This window comes from Clostridium sp. UBA3061 (assembly GCF_002367465.1).
In the GTDB taxonomy this organism is placed as follows: Bacteria; Bacillota; Clostridia; order Clostridiales; family Clostridiaceae; genus Clostridium_J; species Clostridium_J sulfidigenes.
In genome coordinates this window covers 23,539-44,237 of record NZ_DFCF01000009.1, presented here as the reverse complement: position 1 = coordinate 44,237, position 20,699 = coordinate 23,539, and the positions used below count along the sequence as shown (strand labels likewise).

Annotated in this window: 17 protein-coding genes and 1 pseudogene; 5 read left to right on the top strand and 13 right to left on the bottom strand. The window is 27.7% G+C overall.

What is annotated here, in order from left to right:
• Positions 1–23 precede the first annotated feature (23 nt).
• The 5 genes from B2P65_RS07555 to rlmH form a co-directional block, all read right to left on the bottom strand.
• Positions 24–170, bottom strand: coding sequence for a hypothetical protein (locus B2P65_RS07555; RefSeq protein WP_346879895.1), 147 nt, complete (start codon positions 168–170; stop codon positions 24–26).
• A gap of 187 nt (positions 171–357) precedes the next feature.
• Positions 358–3,270, bottom strand: coding sequence for a hypothetical protein (locus B2P65_RS07550; RefSeq protein ID WP_346879894.1), 2,913 nt, complete (start codon positions 3,268–3,270; stop codon positions 358–360).
• A gap of 50 nt (positions 3,271–3,320) precedes the next feature.
• A complete protein-coding gene (locus tag B2P65_RS07545; protein WP_346879893.1) occupies positions 3,321–3,851 on the bottom strand; it encodes an ABC-three component system middle component 1 in 531 nt (176 codons plus the stop codon).
• Positions 3,841–5,241, bottom strand: coding sequence for a hypothetical protein (locus B2P65_RS07540; protein WP_346879892.1), 1,401 nt, complete (start codon positions 5,239–5,241; stop codon positions 3,841–3,843). The genes B2P65_RS07545 and B2P65_RS07540 overlap by 11 nt, the downstream gene beginning before the upstream one ends.
• A gap of 425 nt (positions 5,242–5,666) precedes the next feature.
• Complete coding sequence (rlmH, locus tag B2P65_RS07535) at positions 5,667–6,146, bottom strand: 23S rRNA (pseudouridine(1915)-N(3))-methyltransferase RlmH (RefSeq protein WP_346879891.1); 480 nt, start codon at positions 6,144–6,146, stop codon at positions 5,667–5,669.
• 328 nt (positions 6,147–6,474) lie between these two features.
• Between rlmH and B2P65_RS07530 the strand changes: the two genes are divergently transcribed.
• The gene (locus tag B2P65_RS07530; protein WP_346879890.1) at positions 6,475–7,335 is read left to right on the top strand and encodes a fused DSP-PTPase phosphatase/NAD kinase-like protein; all 861 of its coding nucleotides are present in this window, start codon (positions 6,475–6,477) and stop codon (positions 7,333–7,335) included.
• A 125-nt stretch (positions 7,336–7,460) separates the two neighbouring features.
• Here B2P65_RS07530 and B2P65_RS07525 read toward each other — a convergent pair whose 3' ends face one another.
• The 6 genes from B2P65_RS07525 to B2P65_RS07500 form a co-directional block, all read right to left on the bottom strand.
• Positions 7,461–8,795: an FAD-dependent oxidoreductase gene (locus tag B2P65_RS07525; RefSeq protein WP_346879889.1), complete on the bottom strand. Its 1,335-nt coding sequence runs from the start codon at positions 8,793–8,795 to the stop codon at positions 7,461–7,463.
• A gap of 301 nt (positions 8,796–9,096) precedes the next feature.
• Complete coding sequence (locus tag B2P65_RS07520; RefSeq protein WP_346879888.1) at positions 9,097–9,738, bottom strand: lactate utilization protein; 642 nt, start codon at positions 9,736–9,738, stop codon at positions 9,097–9,099.
• Positions 9,739–9,862: 124 nt separating this feature from the next.
• Positions 9,863–10,360: an SEC-C metal-binding domain-containing protein gene (locus tag B2P65_RS07515; RefSeq protein ID WP_035134596.1), complete on the bottom strand. Its 498-nt coding sequence runs from the start codon at positions 10,358–10,360 to the stop codon at positions 9,863–9,865.
• A gap of 83 nt (positions 10,361–10,443) precedes the next feature.
• Positions 10,444–11,034 (bottom strand): GerMN domain-containing protein, encoded by a 591-nt coding sequence (locus tag B2P65_RS07510; protein ID WP_346849202.1) that lies wholly within the window; start codon positions 11,032–11,034, stop codon positions 10,444–10,446.
• Between the two features lie 141 nt (positions 11,035–11,175).
• The gene (locus tag B2P65_RS07505; protein ID WP_346849201.1) at positions 11,176–11,961 is read right to left on the bottom strand and encodes an MBL fold metallo-hydrolase; all 786 of its coding nucleotides are present in this window, start codon (positions 11,959–11,961) and stop codon (positions 11,176–11,178) included.
• A gap of 40 nt (positions 11,962–12,001) precedes the next feature.
• Entirely contained in the window at positions 12,002–13,258 is a 1,257-nt protein-coding gene (locus B2P65_RS07500) for a UDP-N-acetylglucosamine 1-carboxyvinyltransferase (protein WP_150844350.1), read from the bottom strand.
• A gap of 340 nt (positions 13,259–13,598) precedes the next feature.
• Here B2P65_RS07500 and B2P65_RS07495 point away from each other — a divergent pair, with 340 nt between their 5' ends.
• The 4 genes from B2P65_RS07495 to B2P65_RS07480 all read left to right on the top strand — a co-directional run bounded on the left by B2P65_RS07495 (position 13,599) and on the right by B2P65_RS07480 (position 17,131).
• Positions 13,599–14,147 carry a hypothetical protein gene (locus B2P65_RS07495; RefSeq protein ID WP_346849200.1) on the top strand — a complete coding sequence of 183 codons (549 nt, stop codon included), beginning with the start codon at positions 13,599–13,601 and terminating at the stop codon, positions 14,145–14,147.
• Between the two features lie 133 nt (positions 14,148–14,280).
• The gene (locus tag B2P65_RS07490) at positions 14,281–14,712 is read left to right on the top strand and encodes a DMT family transporter (protein WP_346849199.1); all 432 of its coding nucleotides are present in this window, start codon (positions 14,281–14,283) and stop codon (positions 14,710–14,712) included.
• 112 nt (positions 14,713–14,824) lie between these two features.
• The gene (locus tag B2P65_RS07485) at positions 14,825–15,715 is read left to right on the top strand and encodes a selenium metabolism-associated LysR family transcriptional regulator (protein ID WP_346849198.1); all 891 of its coding nucleotides are present in this window, start codon (positions 14,825–14,827) and stop codon (positions 15,713–15,715) included.
• A 144-nt stretch (positions 15,716–15,859) separates the two neighbouring features.
• Positions 15,860–17,131: a S8 family serine peptidase gene (locus tag B2P65_RS07480; RefSeq protein WP_346849197.1), complete on the top strand. Its 1,272-nt coding sequence runs from the start codon at positions 15,860–15,862 to the stop codon at positions 17,129–17,131.
• Between the two features lie 32 nt (positions 17,132–17,163).
• Here B2P65_RS07480 and B2P65_RS07475 read toward each other — a convergent pair.
• Both B2P65_RS07475 and B2P65_RS07470 read right to left on the bottom strand, forming a co-directional pair.
• Positions 17,164–17,676: pseudogene (locus B2P65_RS07475) on the bottom strand (nicotinamide-nucleotide amidohydrolase family protein); the annotation flags it as partial.
• Between the two features lie 62 nt (positions 17,677–17,738).
• Positions 17,739–20,666: an insulinase family protein gene (locus tag B2P65_RS07470; RefSeq protein ID WP_346879887.1), complete on the bottom strand. Its 2,928-nt coding sequence runs from the start codon at positions 20,664–20,666 to the stop codon at positions 17,739–17,741.
• Between the last annotated feature and the right edge of the window lie 33 nt (positions 20,667–20,699).

The window sequence follows — 20,699 nt, the reverse complement described above, 5'->3', positions numbered from 1 at the left end:
CTCGCTCTGAACGACTGAAATATTCACCCTCCAAGTTCTTTGTCCACATCCCTATTAGCTCCATAGTTCTCATCCAATACTCTTATTATTTCATCAGCCCCTTTTAACACTTTCTTTGAGTATTTTGCTTTTAATTTCTCTAGTTCATCTTTTTTGTACAGTTTTATCATCTTTATTATTACCTCCTTGAAATGAAAAAAGGAATACTTAAAGCTCTTATTGCTCTAAATATTCCTTAATATTCTACTATTATAATATATATTTATATTTTATGTTATTACATATTACATATTTGAAAGTATCACTATTAATAATAAATATTAATTATATTACCAATTTCCCTTTGCAAAGTTTCTACTAACTCTCTAATCCTGCAATTTCTGGCCCTTTATTATTATAACCTATAAATTCAAATGACTTATTTTCAACAAATCTAAATTTCTTTTCCATTATTTTATAGAAGTCTTGGTCATGAGTTGAAATGATTATCTGCTTAGTATTAATTTCAGTTTTATTTATTGATAGGCAATTTCTTAAAATATCTATAAATGAGATAACATTTAAGTCATCCATATTCTGTATCGGGTCATCCAACATAATAGTTTTAAGATTTGAACATTGCTGTCTTAGAGCCATCCCGAGAAATATGCTTACGGCTACTATATTAACTTGGGCTGAACTGAAAGTAAATGCAGGATTAACTTTATTATTAAAATTCTTATTCACGCAACTAACACTTAAGGTATCTGTTCCTTTGTTATTTTTATCAAAGTTAAATTCTATTTCTGTAAATAATGGATGTGGATTAATTCTTTTATAGATAGTATTGATAAATTCTTGATGCTGAATAAGTATGTCTTGGCTTATTTCCTGTATAGCTTCTGTAGAAGATTCTACAAGTTTTTCTAAAGCTTCAAAACATTTTACGTTATATTCTTCTTCAGATTTTAACTCTATATATTGTTCTTCTAATACTTTTAACTTTTTTACCCTCTCTGAGTTTGATAACTCTTTGTGAGCTTCATTAAAATTTTCCTCTAAATATTTCAGATCATTTTCATAATTTTCTAAAGAAATAATTTTACAATTTATTTCTGTAACTTTACTTTCTATATCCTCCTCAATATTAACTACATTAATTTCAAGTTGCTTAAGTGTTTCCTCGAAACTAATAACTTTTTGATTATAATTCTTAATAATTTTTTGTAAATCATCAACCTGTAAAGAGGCAAGATTAAACCCTCTTTGATTTAAGCTATTATTTACATCTTCCAATTTTTCTCCTAATTCCCTTTCTAGTACATTAGCATTATCACGATTTAAATTTAATGAATTTATTAATGCCATAACACTAGATTGTTTTTCTTGAACTTTTATGCCTTCTTCATTCAAATTCTTAATTTTATCAGTGAAATCTTTTTCTTTTTTTCTAAGAACTTGTCCTAATAAGATTATTGCATTTTTAATTCCATTAATTTTGTCTATAAATTCCATATTATGTTGTTTATATTCTTCCTTTGACTTAGCAATTTTATCTTTATAATTTTTTAATTGTACTTCTAATTCTGACTTATTCTTCATTTTTAGTGAAAGCTCTTGATTATCATTTATCAATTTCTTCTCTATATTTTCAACAAATGCATCTTTATTAAAATTACTATTACATACAGGACAGTTCACTTTACCATCATTGTTAGGAGTATCATTTTTAATATATACTAATGAATCTGTCAATATGTTCTTGATATCACTTTCAAGTTTGCTCAAATTTTTAATATCATTATCTAAATTTGAAATTTTCTTTTTTATTTCTAATGCATTTTCTTCAAAGCCTAAACAGTTACTTAAGATTTGATTTATGTTATCTTTATAAAAATCAATACTATTCTTAACAAAATCATTTAAATTCATTTTTTCTTGTATATCTATACTCGCAGGTTGTTTATATCCATGAAAAGAAATTGATTTGCTATCTATAGTAACTTCATTTATATCATCAAACTGAGGTATATTGTTTTGTAATAAGTTTATCTCATTACTTAATAGTTTTTCTAAATTATTTTCATGACGCTTTTCTATATTAACTTCATTTAAAATAAAGTCAATTTGATTATACATTGTTGTAAATTTAAGTAAATATATTTGTATTTGTTTTAATTCATTAGTAATTTTTAACGTACTCACATCATTTTTTTGCTTAATTTCATTATATTCCTTATATAGAGGTAATTGCTTTTGCAAATGCAGTAACTTATGACCCATATCCACAAAAGGCAAAATGCTATTATACAGTTCAAATTTAGATTTGTAATCCTTGTATTCTTTTGAATTATATTTTATCTCCAATAATTTTTCCTTGAAATTAACATTCTTATGTTTTGTGCTTTTGAATTTTTCTTGATTTTGCATAATATCTGCCTTTAAATCAGCTATTATTTCTAGAAGATTTAAGTCTTTGTTAGTATTATAATTTTCTATATTTAATTGTCCTATAATTTCATTATATCTTTTTACTAAATAATCTATCCACTCCTCAATTGTTTTGTAATTTCCAATATTAATTTTTATATCATTATGAATTAGCTCTTTTATACTATTTATTTCAATTTGCTTTTTATTTTTCTTATCATTTATTACTTTTGAATTATCTTTATAAGTTTTTGCAAATTTCTCAAAAAAATTTTTATATGAGTAGAATCTTTGTGTTCCAACCATCATTGAAATTTGTTTATATCTATCTGGCCCTTTTAATCCTTGTATAAACTTCTTAATTTTGTCTTGAGTTAGTACATGATATCTACTAAAAATTTCTGTAAAGTCTACCTTCCCTATCCATTCTTCTTTAATAAATAATGTATTTAAAAATTCCACTGCCTTATCATTATACACAGTACCAATCTTATCACCTGTTACGCATAGATTAGACTTTTTGGAACTATAATCTGTGGAATCTGATTGTACATATGTTGATTCCCTTTTAAGATAGTACCTGGAATCGCTATTCCCAAATTCGATACATACTTCTCCAGTACGTTCAAACGGTTGAAAATTAATAAAACAACTATTATTCCTTTCTTCATTTGGTTCTTCAAATCTAGATAGCTTTCCAGTAAATCCCCATTCAATAGCATCAAAAACTGAAGTCTTTCCAAAACCATTAGGACCTGCTAAAATAATAACTTCTGCTCCATTTTCAAGATTAAAAGTTTTTTCCTCCCTATATCCTCTAAAATGATTTACAGTAACTTTAAAAATTTCAATAAGTGACATCTTATCATCACCCTTTCAAATGTTTCTTTTATAATTATCTATTTTCTAAATTATTTATTATACTTTAATACTTCTAAAACTTTTCTTGCATCTAAATTAGATTTTTGTGTTATGCTTTCCAAAAAGTAATCATCATTAGCTACATCTACCTTTTCATTAAATATTGAATATATATTGGTTAATGGAAACTTACATTTTAAATCTCTTTTAAATAAGATCTCTGCTTGCGCATTTATAATTATCTTTTTACAACAGAATCTATCTCTTTCAATCTCATAACTTTTTAATTCATCAATATGCTTATCACCTTTATATATTAATAAATAATACATGTCCCAACGAATATCATCATTCTTAAATGTATTATTTTGTAGTATTAATGCAATTTCCTCATCTTGGTAATATTCCCACTTATTAATTAATTCTTGTTCACTTTCAAATACCTTACAAATAAAAATGAACTTTTTTCTTTCTTTGTCAATATAATATTTATCAATAAACTTTAATTCACTTGGAATTTCTTCTATGAAGTTATCACCAATCTCTTCTTTTAGAATCTTATATATTTCTTCATTCTCCACAATAATCCCCCCCTATAGTTCTTGTTAATGTACTTGTAACTTCATCTATAGAATTTTTCCATTCAAATTCTAGACAATTCCTACAATGAAAACTAAACTCATATTTATTTCTTAACTTTGTAAATTCTTCTTTATCTCCATCTTCATCAGCTTTAGTAAATTGCTTTAGTATTCCGTTGATATCAAAGATTGCTCCTGGATTACTTGCTTGACCACATTTAGCACATGAACTACCCACTACTATATCTTTTATTCCTTTAAGTTGATATTTATGATTTCCTTCAATATATTTTATAAGATTTAAAATAATAGTCTTATAACTTTCATTTTTTTCTGAATATAAATATGTAATATATCTATCATCAGAAATCTTTATTGCTTTTCCAACCTCACCTTGTAATTCAATTTGAGGAAATGCTCTATACATTAATGCTACATGAATAATTATATTAGCTAAATTATATATATTTTCTTTATATTTAATTTTATTATTTACTCCAAACCTCAATTTTGGAAAAGGCATTTTTATCGAATTAATAAATTTAGTAAACTCTTTTTCGCCTCTTTCATCATAAAGTTCCACGATTTCTTTTGTTACTTGTGATATTTCAGTTTTTAGTACTAGTGACATTTCTCGTGAATTTATATCTTCATATATACGATTTAAAGCCTCATTAAATTCTATGTCTTCAACAAAAATTTCCTTTAATTTAAAGAATAATTTAGCTATATGTTGATATTTAGTCCACAATAATCTATGTAAATCAACTTCTGTAATCATATTAACATTAATTTTCTTTAAAATTTTTTCTAAATCTTCTTTGATATTTTCATACTTACAATTTATAGTCTTGTACTTATCAATTACTTGATTCACCCATGCCTTTAATTCATTTTCTTCCAGTATATTTTTATTAAATCCATTAATTAAGGTTGCAGCTTCTTTATTAAAGTCTTTTGCTGCTACAAAGTAATAAGTGAAGTTATTAATATCACTTATTAACTCCTTATTACCATTTAAATAAAAAAGAATAAGCTTTATTATTTCTCTAGCAACCTGAGGCTTAGTAATGTCAGTACCATAACATTTACATTGAATAACACCAACTGCATCCCCTTTTAAATGTAATGTACAATCTCTTCCTTCATCTGATCCTTCTTTCATTAACCTTATATCATCAAAAACTTGGTATTCATCTTTCCAGCTAAATTCACCTTTATTTATTATATCTTCTTTAAAAATATAATAAAGCAAGATTTCAAATATATGATCATCCATCTGTGAATAAGGAAAATTGAATTCATCCAAGTATGGTGGTTTGTTCTTACACTCATTTAATTCATTTTTCATAGCTTCTTCTTTAATTTGTTCTACATACATTCTATCCACCTTTTATACACCTCAAATCAAAATTTACATTATTCATTCTTACATTTTTATTCTAAATATGTATACATTCTATATTATATTACAATATGGTACACATTTTCTATACTTTAGTAAATAAATGCAAATTAATCAATAAAAAAATGATATCTATCCATACCGCCAATTAATTTAGAACCACATTATTTACTCTTAATTTCTATCTTGATTTAATAATATTATTATTTCTTCTGATTCCTGTACAACTTCCTTCTAGTAATCTTTCTTCTTCTAAATATTCTTTATATTTTGCTTCTTTTAGATATTCCAAAAAAATATAAAAAAGAATACTTAAAAATTTACTTTAAGTATTCCTCTAACTTTTATTCTGTAATATGATGTTAACATAATATTTTAATTCCACTATCCAATTTTAGTAAATTCCTCATTTACTTATGGTACGGTTCACCCTTTATTATCCTATATCCCCTATATATCTGTTCTAGAAGCATTACTCTGAACAATTGATGGGGAAAGGTCATTTTAGAAAAACATATTTTGTAATTAGCTCTTTTAATAACTTGTTCTGATAGACCTAAGCTTCCTCCTATGATAAAAACTAAATTAGAGTTTCCTTCTAATCCACAGTTATCTATGAAATTTGCAAATTCTTCAGATGAAATTTGTTTTCCTTTTAAATCCATAGCTACAACATAAGCATTATCTTTAATTTTTGATAATATATTTTGCCCTTCTTTATCCTTTATTTGAAGTTCTTCCTTTTCTGATGCATTATCTGGTGTTTTCTCATCTTGAAGTTCTATTATTTCAAGCTTACAGTATCTTGATAATCTTTTAGAATATTCATCTATGGCATCTCTTAAATATTTTTCTTTTATTTTTCCTACAGTTATCAATGTTATATTCATTAAATTTCCTCCTATTTTTTTAATTTAACTAATAAGTTCATAATACTATTTGAGCAGTAAAATCTCTGAAACCCGCATGAACAGAACAAATAGTTAACTAGTTATATAGTTATATAGTTTCATAGTTAACTATTTTTCTAGTTTTATAGTTCCATATTTAAATAGTTTCATATTTAAATAGTTTTATATTAATCTATTTGTATAGTTTTACATTAAAATATACTATCACTACACCAATAATACCTATATTTTACTATGAATAATTTAGAATGTCATAGGTAAAATTATAATAGATACTAATTAAATATTATATAGGTGGTGTCTAAATATGAAAAAATTTTTAAAGATTAATTTATTTGCTTTTTTAACTATAATTCTATCCTTTAATTATGTTGTATGTTATGCTACTCCTATTCCAGATGTAAAGTTAACAGTTGATTCTCCAACTGCTTTTGAATTACCAAAATATTTTAGAAAGAGCACAGATAAAATTACTCCTTCAGAAAATATAAATTTGTCTGGTCTAGATAAGCTTAATATTTCTGGTAGTGGCCAATTTTCTAAAACTGGAGTTCCTTTAATGAAGGATTCTATAGGTAATGATTTGCCTATAACCATTATTGACTTAAGAGAAGAATCCCATGGATTTATTGACGGTATTCCTGTAAGTTGGCAAAATGCTAACAACGATGCAAATAGAAGCTTAACAGTAAATGAAATCATTGCTGATGAAAACTCTAGATTAAAATCTATTCCACTTAATAAAGCTATTGCTTTAGAGGGTTTTAAAGATGTAATTATACCTTCAAAGGTTCAAAATGAAGCTGAGCAGTCTGAATCTTATTCATTATCTTATATTCGTATTCCTGTAACATATAAAAATTTACCTACAGAGGCTATGGTAAATTATTTTATGGAAGTTGTAAAAAATCAACCTGAGGGCAGTTGGCTTCATTTCCATGGTAATGAAGGACTTGAAAGAACTACGACTTTTATGATAATGTACGATATTATGAAAAATTGCAAAGAAGTTAATCTAAATGATATTATTACTCGCCAAGTCTTATTGTCCAAGATGGATAAAAATACTAGTGATAAATTTTATTCAGGAGAAGTTTATAATTTTTTAAATAATTTTTATAATAATTGTAGGTCCAGCGAATCTAACTCTAATAAACAGACTTCATAGAAACTTTAACTGTTATCTCATTACTTTTATTTAATTTATCAAAGTAATCTATTTTACTATGAAAATAACTCACCATATTAATTATGATGAGTTATTTTTAAATTATATATAATATAACTTATATATTACTTTAGTGCTTTAAGAGCTACAGTATTTAATAAGCTCCATGGTTTATTAAAGTGTGGTTGGAAAAAGAAATCTGTCATTGCCAGTTCTTCTATGGTCATGTTATTTTGAATTACTACAGATAGGGTATTCATGTGTTGAGTTAAATCTTCATCAGAAATAATCTGTCCTCCAAGAATTCTTCTTGTAGCTTTGTCATAAACAAGCTTTATGGTTGCTTCCTTATAGGTTGGCATAAATTCTGGTCTATGATTTTCACTAACCATTACTGAGTCAATCTCCATAGATGTGGTTTTCTTAGCAACCTCTTCTGTTAAACCTGTTGAAGCTATACATTTATCATATATCTTTATTCCTGAAGTACCTTGAGTTCCCATATACTTAAGAGTTGGGTTTACTAGATTTTTAGCAACTAAGGTTCCCATTCTTACAGCATTAGTTGCAAGAGGAATATATCTCTTATCCCTTGCTGGATTATATTCTACAACACAGCAATCTCCAGCTGCAAATACATCTTTAACACTAGTTCTCATATATTCATCTATTATTATTGCTCCATTTGGAAGAGTGTCTAATTTTCCTTTTACTAAACTTGTACTTGGTATAAATCCTATGCAAAGTACTACTAAATCTGCTTCATGACTTCCTTTATCAGTTACTACCTTAGATACTATACCATTTTCTCCTTCAAACCTTTGAACTTTTTCACCTAAAGCTAGTTTTACTCCACGGTTTTTAAATTCATTCTCTGCTATTTCTGTAAACTCTTTATCAAGATACTTACTCATTATTCTGTCTTCAGCATCAACTAGGGTTACATTTTTACCTTTCATTTCAAAGGCTTCAGCAAGTTCTACCCCTATATATCCAGCTCCTACAACTGTTACATTCTTAGAGTCAGCTGATTTCTCTATAATTGTTTTTGCATGACTATAATTTTTACATAGTAATATATTTTTTAGGTTTCTTCCTTCAAAATTAGGAACTATTGGCCACGATCCCAAGGTTAAAATTAATTTATCATATTTTTCTTTTACTATATCACCAGTCTTTAAATTTGTAGCTGTGATTATTTTTTCATCCATATCAATATCAGTTACATCATAATTCATTCTCATGTTTATACCAAGGTTATTTAAATTTTCTGGGGAATTATAAAATAATTTTTCTGGTTCATTTACTACATTAGATACACTTAAAGCAATTCCACAAGAAAGGAAAGATATATTATCATTTCTCTCATAAACTGTAATCTCACTATCTGGATAAAGTTGTTTTGCATTTACTACCGCTGCTGTTCCTGCGTGCGTACATCCTATTACTGCAATTTTCATAATACATGACCTCCTATAATTTACACCTAAATAAAATTTATTCTTATATTATATTTTAAAAGTTATTTAATTATAATCTCGTAACAACGTTTGTTATTTAACAATCATTATCTAATAATATTTTACCTCAAATATCAATTTATTCAACCGTGCTATTAGTATATATAGATAGATAAGCTTTCATTCTCTTAATCTTTCTTTAATTTTCATTATCTTTCATATAGTTATAAAAAGTGCTTTAGCAAAATATTTTAGACTAACTTATTTTGCCAAAGCACTTACTCTAATATTCGTATTTTAATTAATATCCTAATTCCTCATTCAAGAAAATTACATGTATTCTATCCTTATTTCCCTGTCTTCTTATTATAGTATATTCATTGCAAATTCTCTCTTCACTTGAACAATCCATACAATGGCCTACCTTTACACAAGGAGTAGCTCTATTTAATCTTTTGCAATTTGCAGGTGCTGATACTCTTTCATTTCTCTTAATGGCTTCTTCAATATTCTCTACAATTTTATTTATTCCTGCTATGATTATTACTTTATCTGGACCATATAACATAGCTGCTACCCTATTTCCATTGCCATCTACATTGTATAACTCTCCTTTTTCTGTAATTGCATTAGTACTAGTAAAATATACGTCAGCAGAGAAAGTGTTTCTATATAATTTTTTCAAATCATCCTTACTTAACCCATCCTCATATCTGTCTAGGAAATTATATTTTCCACTTCTTAAATAATCAATAACTCCAGTTTCAAATAGGCTCATTGAACCACCACAACTTACTGTATCACCATCATTGGTAAGTTCATTAATTTTCTCAATGAGTTCTTCATGACTATTTACTAAATAGCCATTCATACCATTCTTTTTAAGTGAATTAATTGTACTATTAACCCTACTTTCCTTTAGCCATTTCATATTTTTATCCATAAACAATCCCCCTGTAAATTTATCATATAATTAATTATATCATAGCCATATATAGAATATCTTACAATAATACATATATAAAAAACCCTAATGAATAAAAAATTCACTAGGGCTAATGTTTATATTATTTTCCGCAACATTTCTTGTACTTTTTACCACTTCCACAAGGACATGCATCATTTCTACCTACTTTAACTTCATTTATTACTGTTTTTGATTCTCTCCAAGTTTTTTGTATCTCTTTTCTTTTTTCTGGTGAGAATATTCTATCCCATTGTGATAATGTATAAAGATAGTCTGCTTTAGAATCAAGCATATTGAAGTATAGTTTTTCATAATCTATTTTGAAGCTAACTTCTGAATCACTTTCTATAGCTTCAAGATCTAATTCTTTATCTATACTTTCATTTATTCCATCTAAGAATCCCATAAAGTAAATTTCATTAACGTCAAATTCTTTAACTAATTCAGAGAACTTTCCACTAATAACACCGCCATCAATTGCTAAGGCTTTTGTATATATTGATTTTTCAACCTTTGCATACTCTTTCCAAAATGCAGGTTCTCCATTTTCTTTTACATACTCTACAACATAATTTGTCCAATTGCTATATATGCTCATGTTATTTTCTCCTTCTTTATAACAAAATTTGTTTATCTATTTTATTAATTATAATAAATTTTTATTTATCTTTCAATAATATATTATTTCTGTATTTTTAAAGTAACTATTTCATCCTTGGTAAATGGTTTTGATATATTATAGTTTCCACCTAAACTTTCAACACCTTGATTATTTACTGTAATCATTATTTTACTCACAGATTTCAACTGACTCAAAGAGTTTGATATAGACTTAAGTATTGTTACTTCTTGAACTTCAGACATTTGAAACATAGCTTCTGGGCTTAAATTAATATTTGCTATGCCATCCTTAATAGAAAAACTTAAAAGTCTTGTTTCCTTTGGTAAAATAGGCTTGCTTTTTTCACTAACTTTAGCTGGCCCTTTGATGAGTTCTTGCATGATCATCTCACCTATTAAATCCTCACTATTAATTAGTCTCTCTTCCTTTATGAGCTCGGACTTTTCAGCATCTCCTCCAAAATATAAAGTTATATCAATATAGCCATCATCCTCTGTAGCTCCTTTAGTATTTTCAAGTTTCTCTTTACTTATTATACTTGCCTTATCTTTCTTTATACTCATAGTTTTTGTAAGGTAAATTCCGCCTACAACTAGTGCTATTACAACTACTGTTATTGTTAATACTAAACTAAAGGTCTTCTTTTTCATTCTACACCTCCTATTACTAACCAAACTTTTTATCCGATGGCTACCCACTCTAATACTACCATATTCTTCAAAGTTGGAGTAAAGAGTGGCTACGTCCCTGGATAACGATTTCTAGAGCTTCAAAGAAGCTAAGAACTCTGTTTATATTTCTGATAATATACTATGCCTATCTCTATTGCACATTTTTAATTCTATATCTTTTTCTACGCTAATATTGTTTTCCCTTAATACACTTGCTACAGTTTCATAAGCAAGCTCCGGATAATTATTTGTTTTACTTAGATGCCCTAAGTATATAGTTTTGTGATTTCCTTTTAAAATATCTACTATAGCTTTACCACAATCTTCATTGGATAAATGTCCTTTTGCACTTAGTATTCTTTGCTTTAATGGATATGGATATGGTCCAAATTTAACCATTTCTATATCATGATTACTCTCTATTAAAATCATATCACTATCTTCTAGTGCCATTTTTACTTCTATAGAAAAGTGACCTAAATCAGTAGCTATACAACATGATTTTTTAGAGCCATGTACTCTATAACCTCTAGGGCATACTGCATCGTGAGGTATAGGAAAATTCTCTATGGTCAAATCATTAATTTCAGTAAACTTACCATCAATTATTTTTATATTTTTCTCCTTAATACTTCCGATTTTCCCATCCATGGCTTCCCAGGTGAGACTTGGTGCATATATAGGAATATCGTATTTCCTTGAAAATACTCCGGCCCCTTTAATGTGATCTGAATGTTCATGAGTAATAAATATACCATGTATAGAATTAGGATTTATACCTATGTCCCCTAATTCTTTATCGATAGCCTTACCTGGCATTCCCACATCCACTAGAATGTTACTATTGTTTTCTGATACAAATATACTATTCCCACTGCTACCACTAAATAATGGGCAAAATTTCATAATTATCTCCTCAATCTAGTATCTAAAATACATATAAAACTTATATATTTACTCTTCTAATATCTGCACCTAAAGCTTTAAATTTTTCTTCTATATACAAATATCCTCTATCTATATGCTCAATGCCTTCAACTTCAGTTTTTCCTTGGGCTGAAAGACCTGCAATAACTAAAGCTGCACCTGCTCTTAAATCTGTAGCTTTAACATTAGCTCCAGATAAATTTTTAACTCCATCTATTATAGCTATTCTACCTTCTATTTTAACATTTGCACCCATCTTCTTTAACTCATCTATATGCTTAAATCTTGATTCATATATACTTTCATTTACAATGCTTCTTCCTTGCGCCATAGTTAAAAGAGTACTCATTGGCTGTTGTACATCTGTTGGAAATCCTGGATATGGTAAAGTCTTTATATTTACACCTTTAAGGTTATTTCCACTTCTAACTATAACTTTATCCTCATCTTCTATAACTTCTACACCCATTTCCAAAAGCTTTGCTGAAATAGATTCTAAGTGTTTTGGTATTACATTATTTAATGTAACATCTCCACCACAAGCTGCTGTTGCTATCATAAAGGTTCCAGCTTCAATTTGATCTGGTATAACTGAATAATTACATCCTGAAAGTTCCTCTACTCCAGTAATCTTTATTACATCCGTTCCAGCACCTTTTACATTTGCCCCCATAGTATTTAAGAAGTTGGCCACGTCTACTACATGTGGTTCTTTTGCTGCATTCTCTAAAACTGTAGTTCCTTCCGCAAGAACTGCTGCAAGCATGATATTTATAGTAGCTCCTACGCTAACTACATCAAAATATATAGTTGTTCCAACTAATTTTTCTGCAACCAGATTTACTGCACCATGTTCTATGGTAACTGTAGCTCCTAAGGCTTCAAATCCTTTGATATGCTGATCTATTGGTCTATCTCCAATAGGGCAGCCCCCTGGAAGTTCTACTCTAGCTTTTTTAAATCTAGATAATAATGATCCTAATAAGTAATAGGATGCTCTCATATTCCTTACTTCTGGGATTGTAGCATTGGTTGTTACTATATTTGTGCTATCAATTTTTATTGAATTACAACTTGATTCTACCTTACATCCTAAATATTCTAAAATAATTTCTAAACAATTTATATCTTCTATATTAGGAACATTCTCTATTGTACAAACTCCCTTAGATGCTAAAATTGCTGCTGGTAAAATTGCTACAGCTGCATTTTTTGCGCCATTAATATTTACATTTCCAAATAATGGATTGCCTCCATTTATAACTAATTTTTCCATACAGGTATCATCCTCACTATTTATATAATGTCCATACTTTACATATGTTAACTTAATTCCATGTCTATCTATATCTATGTCAATTAAACCTAATTCTTAAATGTTAAAATCTCATAATTATAATTATATCACAATGTTCGTATATTTTAATAAAAATTTTAAATTTATAAGTGTAATTTTTAATTTTTATTTTTATATACATATAAAAGTAAAAATATAATTAACTATATATGTCTATTATAACCTATTATTATATGTTATAATACTGTTAATTGTAGCGTTAAAGTATTTTATAATGATATAATACTTTATAATAAAAATCTACATTCGGGAGGAAAAAATGAAATATTATTTAGTTGCATTGGTGGATGATAAATCTGTTGATGACATTATATCTATCCAAAAATTTTTAAATAAGAAATATAAGTTGTATAAAAACATATCTAATTTGTACATTCCTCTAGGTTCTGTCTCTAATACAGAGCTTGATAAATTAGATGAGATAATCTCAAAAATTTTATCTCCTTATAAAAAATTTAAAGTTGGAATTGATAATGACATTTTCATTAACGATACATCTAATACCGTAAACTTAAAAGTTAAAGATAAAGGATACATAAACAAGATATCTAGAAGCATGTTTGACATGTTTAATACTCATGGTATAAGTGTTAAAGATTTCTCAACACTATCCTATTTTAACATGCCTATTTCTAATGCTAACAACGCAATTAGAAAGGCTTATTCAAATGACTTATTTACCTTAGATGAAAATAAAGATAAAACTGATTTGTTTAATTTTACTAAGATAAATAAAATCGAGATTTGGAAACAACTCAACAATAGAAGGGATACCTTAGTTAAAAGTTATGATTTAAAAGAGTTTTAATATTAAAAACAATTTCTTTTCTATGATTTTAACTTTATAATTAATAAAATTAAGCGAAGATATACCCCTTAAATTTTAAATAATTATATCCATATTAGGGTAAGCTATCTTTAAAAGGATGGTGAAAGTTTTTATGTTGGGTATAATTTTCTCAATAATTGCAGGGGTAACTATGAGTGTTCAAGGTGTATTTAATACAGAACTCTCAAAAAAAATTGGACTATGGGAGACCACAGTATTAACCCAAGCTATTGCACTTATAACTGCCCTAATAGTGTTATTCTTTGCAGGTGACGGTACCTTTAGAAATTTAAAAGATGCTAACAAACTTTACCTTTTGGCCGGAGTATTGGGTGCTGTTATTACGTTTACAGTAATTAAGGGTATGTCTAGTCTTGGTCCGGCTATAGCTGTAGCAACTATTCTTATTGCCCAACTTATTGCAGCTGCACTTATCAATCATTTTGGTTGGTTTGGCTCTACTGAAGCTGGATATGGAATACGAGAATGCATCGGTGTTGTCATAATGATAGTTGGAATTATAGTTTTTAAATGGAAAGGATAGCTTCTATCTTTTCTATTTTTTCGTAAGGAGTTTTAACTGTTCTCAAATAGAAATCTTTTTTCATATAAATCGAATTATTAAATCTTAAATTATTATTAATAGGAGGTAGACTATGGATTTTAAACAATTAGAAGCATTTATTACAGTGTCTAAACTTAGAAGTTTTTCTAAGGCTGCAAATGCTATTTACCTATCTCAACCTACTATAAGTTCTCATATTTCTAGTTTAGAAAAAGAACTTAATATTCAATTATTTGATAGAACATCTAAGGAAGTTAATCTTACACCTGTAGGAGAATCTTTTCTACAATATGCTAATGATATTATAAATTTAAGGAATAATGCTATCACCGATCTATCTAACTTCAATAATAATATTACTGGTGTCTTAAACATTGCTGCTAGCACTACTCCATGCAATTCCTTACTACCTACTCTTGTTTCAACCTTTAGTGAACTCTACTCAAACGTTAAATTTAACATTAAAGAACAAGGTTCTGTATCTATAATTAAAGATATTATAGATCTTAAATGTGAAATTGGTTTAGTTGGTACAATCATAGATAATTCAAAAATAAATAGTTATAAGATAATGGAAGATGAACTTGTTATTGTTTCTAATCCTAAATTAAATTTACCTGAAACTATTTCTATTGATGATTTAATAAAATATCCTTTTATAATAAGAGAAAAAGAATCTGCCACTCGACATACTTTAGAATCTCAGCTTCATGCTAACAAAATAGATCCTAAGAAATTAAAAGTTCTTTGTGAGGTAAATAGTGTACATGCTCAACTTAAACTTATTAATCTAGGATTAGGAATTTCTATAATTAGTAAAAGCCTATGTGATGATGGCTTTATTAGTGGTAACATGTGTATAAGTCGAGTAGAAAATGTAGACTTAAGAAGAGATCTTTTCTTAATAGTAAGTTCTAAAAGAACTCTTACTCCTATTGCAAGAGCATTTTTCTCTATGTGTAAGAACATATATAATTTATAATAAAATTTACAAAGCTTTAAAAGCTAAGATTAGAATATAAAAATTCTTAATCTTAGCTTTTATTTTTATAATAAATAAAAGCTTTAACAAATACTCCTAGTTTACATATACTAATAAGTGTAATAAGTATATAAGGAGTATTTTATGCTTTTTAATAAAAAACTTGATCCAACTCTCAAAAATGTGATGGATAATGATATTTATAATAGATATAGAATAATAATTAAATATGGTAGCATTAAAAATTCAATAGAGAAAAACATTAAATCCTCAAAAGGTGAAGTCTTGTATAATATTAAATCCTTGCATTGTTTATGTGTACTTGCTACCAAAAGAGCTATTAAAAGAATTATAGAGCTTCCGGAAGTCAAATATATATGCATTGACGACATAGCATTTTTATGCAACAAAAATATCCTTCATGCCAATGGAATTTTTTTAGACAATAAAAGATTTGAAGTGTTAAAAAATAAAGAGGTTTCCGGTAAAGGCATAGGTATTGGTATTATTGATAGCGGCGTGTATCCACATATAGATTTATCTACCCCATCAAATAAAGTAAAAAAATTTATTGATATAATTAATGGTTCAACATACCCTTATGATGACAATGGTCATGGGACTTTTATTTCTGGATTAATATGTGGAGAAGGTACAAATAAAAAAGTAAAACAGCATGGCATTGCTGTTAATAGCCATTTAGTTATGGTAAAAGCCTTTAATAAGCTTGGTAAAGGGTATATTTCAGCTACTTTATTTGCTTTGGAATGTTTATATAATAGTATTGATGAATTTAATATAAAAATAGTATGTGCACCTTTTGAAATAACTACTTTAAATAAGTTTATTTTATCTCTATATGATAAAATTTTTACTATACTTAGAAATAAAAACATAATAATAGTTGTACCTGCTGGTAATAATGAAGATAAAGAAGATACTATAAAAGGTATTGCTCTATCTGATAAAGTGCTTACAATAGGTGGAATAGATACAAATTCTACTTATAAAATAAGTGATTATTCCTGTTGCGGCTCTAATAAAATATTAAAAAAACCTGATTTTGTTGCTGCCAGTGATGATATTATATCTTTAAACACTGACTGTAATTATATATCTGAGAAAGATGGTGAAAAAATATATCCCCCACCTCTTACATCACCTTATACTATTCGTAGTGGAACCTCTATATCCTGTGCTTTTATAGCAGGTATCTGTGCACTATTATTTGAAATAAACAACGAGTTTACCTTTGATGATATATATACTTTATTGAGAATAAATTCAACCTTGATAAATGATAAAAAATATAAACAAGGTAATGGATATATAAATATTAACAACTTAATTGGTACTGATTTGTCTTCTATTTTAATTAATAAGGATAATAAAAATAAGCATAAACATAAAAAGTAAAGCACCCTCATTTACATGGGTGCTTTACTTTTTTATATTAATTTATCATTTAATAATTCATTTCTTAACATATCTAAAATATTTATAGTAGATTTTTCTCTTATTTCTTGCCTATCTCCAGAAAGGTTTAATTCTTTTGTTGTAACCTTGCCTTTATAATATAATCCTATATATACTCTTCCTACTGGTTTCTCAGCAGTTCCTCCACCTGGACCTGCTACTCCTGTAGTTGATATTCCTATATCAGCTCCTGAAGTCTTCGCTATTCCTTCAGCCATTTGAGCTGCTACCTGATGGCTAACAGCTCCAAATTTCTCAAGAGTTTCTCTTTTTACGTTAATTCTATTGATTTTGGCTTCATTACTATAGGTTACTACTCCTTCAAGTAAACTTTTTGATATACCAGGATAGTTAATTAATCTTGCTACAACCATTCCTCCTGTACATGATTCTGCAGTAGAAATAGTTAAACCCTTATTAACTAGCATTTCTCCTATTGCATCTTCTAGAGCGATCTCTCCTTCTCCATATATACTATCATTTATCATAATTAATATTAATCAGAATTCATAAGTAAATTATAACTTCTGATTAAATTTCTCCCCCCTTAGTTAAACACATTTTCTAAGTTTTTAAATACATCTTTATTTTCTTTAATCTTACCATCATTACCAAGAACCACTATATAATTCATCTTCATAACATCTGCTACTAATTTTGAGAAGTTATTAATATCCTTAACTGTAGTAGATAACACTTCTTTTCTTTCCTGCTGTCTATCCGCCTTAGATATTCTTCTTATATAATAGCTAACTGCTGCATCTCCTGCCATGGATGGAGTTAATTGCATATCTAGTTCACTTATAGTTCCTATAATGTATTTTAGCATCTCTCTATCTGTAGTTGTAAATTTATCCAAGTATTTAGCTGCATTATCATAAGTCTTTAAGGTCTCTTTTATATTAGGGTCTCTATAACTAGCAAACATAAAATTACCACTTCTCACTACATTAGCAAAAGCTCCATAAGCTCCACCCTGTACTCTAACTTTATTCCATAGATAATCCATGCCAATTATAGTTTTTAGCACTAATAACTTTCCTGTGTATTCATATCCTAATTTTTTATAGTTATATCCCTTTGCCACATATTGAACATTAGATGGAGTAAGCATTCCTTCATTTTTGTTTTCTTCATGGAAACTATACTTATTAATTTGTACTTCTTCATCAGATAATACTTCTAATATCTCTGAAACATTCTTCTTTACAGCACTAACTTCTTCATCTTTACCAGTTACTGCCACTATTAAACTATTTTTATTAAATACCTTATTCATTATAGCTTGAAATTTCAAAATAACACTATCTATTCTATCATCAAAGTTATTTTCTATCTCCTTTAAGAATTTATAATACTCATATCCTGAAGTTTTTTCTATATATTCATAAGCAGGAGAGAAATAAGCTCCTAATCTTGTAGTTGCAACTTGATGTCCTCTATCCATAAGCTTCATTTCTATTCTTGATATTAAAACTCTTATAAGTTCTCTTATTCTCTTTTTATCTTCAAAGGATGTATTCTTAATTATATCTGCCAATATTTCTAAAGCTCTTGGAACTCTATCTACTACTACACTACAATGTCCTTCAAGGTAAGTACTATATCTAAGGACATCTTTACTATCGCCATATACTTCATTTTTAAAATATATTCCACCTGTATTAATTAGTATTTCATTAGATAAATCTACATAACTATAGGTTTTAGTATTAATTTTGCCTAGTAGTGTGGTTAATAGACTTAGATAGGAAATATCTTCTTGTGCTATGGTTCTGTTATCAAACATAAAATCTAAGTAAGCAATTTTACTTGTAAATGCATCATGATGAAGTAGCTTCACTCCGGAAGCATCCTCCTCTATAACACTCAATTCTTCAACTTTCTGGTCTATATCATCTATAGATAATACTGGTATTGTTTCTAATATTTCCTCTGGATCAGGAGTATTTTGTCTATTTATTAAAGACTTTGTTTCATTAATTATGTCTTGTATTTCCTCAACAGACAGATTTTCTTTATATTCCTTTAATCCACTTCTTAATTTTTTATCCTTTTCATCTGCTAAACCCCTTTTAGGCGCTAATACTATTAATGAGCTATGATTATTGTTTAATATATATTTTTCAATTAGTTGTTCAAAATAATTTGAAGTTAGTGCTTTCTTTATTTTTTCCATATTTTTTTCATATTTTAAGTGAATTAAAGGATCTCCATCATGTAGCCAGCTATCCATAACTGTCATATAATAGAATAACCCTTTAGGCATGCCCTGAAAATCTGCTTCTCTTAACTTAAATTCTGTAATGTTTATGCATGCCTCTATTAGTTTTTTATCAATTCCATTTTTAACTAAAGATTTTAATGTATCAAACACTACATTCTTAAATTCTTCTTTTTTATTTGCATCACTATTTTTAAGTACTATACTAAATACCGGTTGTAAAATCCCATTATCAAAACTTCCATATACATCCTTTCCTAGATTAGCATCAAGGATTGCTTGTTTTAATGGAGCTCCTTGAGTTTCTAATAAAAGATATTCTAAAACACTTAGACTAATATATAATTCATCATTAGTACATTCTCCAGTAACAAAGTTTAATGCCATGAAAGTTTTTTCATCTTCATTATCTTCATTAGAAATAGAGTATTCTGTTACAACCTCTTTCATTTCTTTAAAAGGCTTCTCTGGTAATATTTCAGCATCAATATCCTTTTTTTCAAAATTGCTTAAGTAATTGTCATTAATAAATGCTAATCTTTCATCTAAGTTTCCATCTCCATATAAGAATATATAGCTGTTAGATGGATGGTAGTATTTACTATGAAATCCTAAAAACTCCTCTTCAGTTAAATCTGGTATGAATTCTGGATCTCCACCTGATTCAAATCCATAGGTATTATGTTCAAATAAAGATTTTTGAATTCCTCTCATTAACACTCCATCTGGTGATGAAAAGGCTCCTTTCATTTCATTATAAACTACACCCTTATAAGTTAGCTCATCTTCAGCATTTTCTAATTCATAATGCCAACCTTCTTGCATTAAAATTTCCTTTGTATTATATATATTAGGATAAAACACTGCATCTAAATATACATCCATTAAATTAAAAAAGTCCTTTTCATTTTTACTTGCTAGTGGATATATAGTTTTATCACTAAAGGTCATAGCATTTAGAAATGTATTTAATGATCCTTTTATAAGTTCTACAAAGGGCTCTTTTGTAGGAAATTTGCGTGAACCACATAATACACTATGCTCTAATATATGAGCAACTCCAGTATCATCGCTTGGTGGTGTTTTAAACCCTATTGCAAATACTTTGTTAGAATCATCATTTTCCAGATGTAATAATTTTGCCCCCGTTTTTTCATGTGTAAAAACTCTAGCTATAGAATTTATTTCTTCAACCTTTTCTTCTCTATGCAACTTAAATCCATGATATATTTTTCCTAAATTATAATTCATCTTTCTCCTCCTGCTATTTTATTGTTTTATCTT